Annotated in this window: 3 protein-coding genes and 1 pseudogene; all 4 read left to right on the forward strand. The window is 73.7% G+C overall.

Annotated features, from left to right (window positions below; all coding sequences use genetic code 11):
- A pseudogene (locus BLT76_RS25245) lies at positions 1 to 288 on the forward strand (methyl-accepting chemotaxis protein); the annotation flags it as partial.
- A gap of 7 nt (positions 289 to 295) precedes the next feature.
- The gene (locus BLT76_RS25250; protein WP_090861086.1) at positions 296 to 1,186 is read left to right on the forward strand and encodes a hypothetical protein; all 891 of its coding nucleotides are present in this window, start codon (positions 296 to 298) and stop codon (positions 1,184 to 1,186) included.
- A gap of 101 nt (positions 1,187 to 1,287) precedes the next feature.
- Positions 1,288 to 2,397, forward strand: a complete 1,110-nt coding sequence (locus BLT76_RS25255; protein ID WP_090861087.1) for a protein-glutamate methylesterase/protein-glutamine glutaminase — start codon at positions 1,288 to 1,290, stop codon at positions 2,395 to 2,397.
- Positions 2,394 to 2,767, forward strand: a 374-nt coding sequence (locus BLT76_RS25260) for a CheR family methyltransferase (protein ID WP_280139661.1), incomplete at its 3' end; no start/stop codon positions are given. The genes BLT76_RS25255 and BLT76_RS25260, both read left to right, overlap by 4 nt.

The following is a 2,767-nucleotide window of genomic DNA, read 5'->3' on the forward strand; positions in this document are numbered from 1 at the left end:
GGTGCCGTGGTGGCGATCGGTGAGATCGCCGAGATCATCACCAGCATCAACGACTACCAGAACACCATCGCCGCGGCGGTGGAGGAGCAGACCGCCACGACCAACGAGATGAGCCGCAACGTCGCCGAGGCCTCCACCGGCTCCGGCGAGATCGCCGCCAACATCTCCGGTGTCTCGGCCGCGGCCGAGAGCACCACCGAGGCGCTGGCCCAGACCCGCACCGCCGTCGACGAGCTCGCCCGCCTCGCGGGATCGCTCCGGACGACCGTCGGCCAGTTCAAGGCATGATGCGCTGGTGTACTCGCTCGTCGGCTCGTCGACCGTCGGTTTCGACCTGACCCGCTCGCCCGGGGGTGAACGCGTGGCCGTGGTGCTGCGCGCCGGGCTGGTCATCGGGCCGCCCGAGGTCGACCGGCTGGCCGATGTGCACCCCGGCGACCGGGTCCGCGAGGACTGGCGCCGTGCGCGCGTGCCCGATGCCAGCGAGGACGCGCCCTGGCAGATCGGGACCGCCCTCGGCCTGGCCGGGGCTGCACTCGACGGAGCCGCCGGCGGGGACACCACGCTGCTGCGTCGCCTCGAGACCAGCCGGATCGGCGACGCCGACGCCGTCGACCGACTGGTCCGGCGCGACCTGCTCGACTGGACCTGGATCGGCGCCGGCGGCCTGCTCTCCCAGGACCCCGTCGCCTCCCTGGCGGCCGACGTCCTGTCCGACGCCGCCGTCGCCGCCTTCCTCGGCGAGGAGCTCCCCCCGGACGTGCGCCGCGCCATGAGCCGGCCGCTCCTCCAGGCCGGTCTGGACCTCCCCGACGACCCCGGCCGCACCGCCGTGCCGGCCGTCGACCCCGTGCTGCAGAACCTGCTCTCGGCCGACGAGGCCACCCGCCGGGCCTGGCGGGAGAGCGTCGAGCGCCACCGCGCCCGCACCGCCGAGTGGGCCCCCGCGATGCACGACGCCACCTGGGCCCTCTCGCTCGCCGACCGGCTGCGCGCCGGCGCCGACGCGCAGCTCGCGGCCGCCATGGCCTTCCGGCAGGCCGGCTTCACGCTCCAGGACGCGGCGTACGGCGTCTGGAACGCCCTGTCCGGCGTGGTCCAGGCGACCGTCGCCGCCGACCTGCTCGCCGACGAGACCGCGGACGTGCTGCTGCGCCCCTGGCGCGAGGCCGGGCCCGCGGCGTAGGCCGCCGTCCTACTTCCTCAGGTCGCCCGTCGGCGCGCCGATGCTTCGGACGCACCGCCACTCCGCTGGTGCCGCGGCCACCGACAGGAATGGACACCCACGTGAGCAAGATCCGTGTGCTCGTCACCGACGACTCGGTGGTCATCCGTCGGCTCGTCAGCGGCGTCCTCAACGACGACCCCGCGATCGAGGTCGTCGGTACGGCGATCAACGGCCGCGCCTCGCTGCAGAAGATCGAGCAGCTGCGCCCCGACCTGGTGACCATGGACGTGGAGATGCCCGAGGTCGACGGCATCGAGGGCGTACGACGCATCCGCGCGGCCGGTCACACCGTCCCGATCATCATGTTCAGCACCCTCACCGAGCGCGGCGCCTCCGCCACCCTGGACGCCCTGGCCGCCGGTGCCTCCGACTACGTCGCCAAGCCGGCCAACGTCGGCAGCGTCGGCCGCTCGATGGAGCAGGTCCGGGACGCGCTGATCCCCCGGATCAAGGCGCTCGTGCCGTCCCGCGGCCTCGCCGCCGCGCCCCAGGCCGGCGCCACCGCTCGCCCCGCCCCGACCGGCGGCCCGGTGTCGCTGCGCCCCGCCGCCCCCGTGCCGGCCGGTGGCCACAAGCTCCTCGTCGTCGGCAGCTCGACCGGCGGTCCGGACGCGGTCCAGAAGCTGCTCGCGGCCCTCCCGCCGCTGCCGGTGCCGATCGCCCTGGTCCAGCACATGCCGCCGCTCTTCACCCGCCAGTTCGCGCAGCGCCTCGACCGGCAGACCCGCTTCGACGTCGTCGAGGCCGAGCACAACCAGGTGCTCCGACCGGGCATGGTCGCGATCGCGCCGGGTGACTTCCACATGGAGGTCGTCCGCGACGCCCGCGGCCTGGTCACCAAGCTCTCCCAGGGGCCCGCCGAGAACTTCTGCCGGCCCGCGGTCGACGTGCTGTTCCGCAGTGCGGCACACGTCACAGGGGCGGCCACGCTCGCCGTCGTCCTCACCGGCATGGGATCGGACGGCGCCAAGGGCGCTGCCCCGATCGTCGCAGCCGGCGGGAGCGTCGTCGCCCAGGACCAGGCCACGTCCGTGGTCTGGGGAATGCCCGGCGCCATCGCCGGCGCAGGCCTGGCGGAGGAGATCCTTCCGCTGGATCAGATCGCAGCCGCGATCGCGCGACGGCTGGTGCCGTCCGGGATCGCCGTCATGACGGGACGGAACTCATGAGCATCAGCACGGCCTCCTTCTCCTTCGTGTGCGACGTCGTACGCACGGAGAGCGCCATCGTCTTGAACGCTGGCAAGGAGTACCTGGTCGAGTCGCGGCTCATCCCGCTGGCCAAGGCGGCCGGGCACACCGACGTCGACAGCTACGTGGCCGAGCTCCAGAGCCGCCGCAACCCGGCCGCGCTGCGCGCGGTCGTCGAGGCGCTGACCACCAACGAGACGTCCTGGTTCCGCGACGCGGACCCGTTCAACACGCTGAAGACCACCGTCTTCCCGACCCTCGCGAAGAGCCGGCCGAGCCGCCAGCTGCGCGTCTGGTCGGCCGCCTGCTCCAGCGGGCAGGAGGCCTACAGCATCTCGATGGTCGCCTC

The organism is Nocardioides lianchengensis, assembly GCF_900101465.1.
Classification (GTDB): Bacteria; Actinomycetota; Actinomycetes; order Propionibacteriales; family Nocardioidaceae; genus Nocardioides; species Nocardioides lianchengensis.